Annotated in this window: 1 protein-coding gene; it reads right to left on the reverse strand. The window is 61.7% G+C overall.

Going from position 1 to position 618, the window contains the following annotated elements; translation table 11 throughout:
• A partial coding sequence (locus tag B3187_RS08625) for an ATP-binding protein (protein WP_286805817.1) occupies positions 1–618 on the reverse strand: 618 nt, incomplete at both ends.

The raw sequence follows: 618 nt of genomic DNA on the forward strand, positions 1-618 counted from the left end.
GCTTTTCAATCGCATCCTCCAGCAGGTTCTTATTGGCCGGCGTCAGCGCACACACCCGCTCCAGCTCAGGCACACTCAACTGATGGTTGGCTTTGCCCTGCCGGTCCAGCTGCCGCTGCCGGGCGGCAATCACCCGTTCGCGCACAACGGTACTGCGCTCGCCTTCACCTTTACTCTGCAGCTCCCCGCGTTTCAGTAACCGAACCGGTACGTGCATATCAATGCGATCCAATAGCGGACCGGAAATTTTGTCCCGGTAGCGACGAATCTGATCCGGCGTGCAGGTGCAGTCGCCTTCGGCCGCACCGTGGTAACCGCACGGGCAGGGGTTCATGGCCGCAACCAACTGGAAGCGGGCCGGGTAGACCGCTTGGGCCTTTGCGCGAGAGATGCGTACCTCACCACTCTCCAATGGCTCGCGCAACACCTCCAATACATGCCGGTGAAATTCCGGTAACTCATCCAGAAACAGTACGCCGCTGTGGGCCAGAGAAATCTCCCCCGGGCGCGGATTGGAGCCGCCGCCCACCAATGCAATGGCCGAGGCGGTGTGGTGGGGTGACCGGAAAGGCCGTACCCGATTGCTGTGACTGCCGGCACCGGGGGCTACTGAATACA

This window comes from Marinimicrobium sp. UBA4209, from assembly GCF_002381585.1.
Classification (GTDB): Bacteria; Pseudomonadota; Gammaproteobacteria; order Pseudomonadales; family Cellvibrionaceae; genus Marinimicrobium; species Marinimicrobium koreense.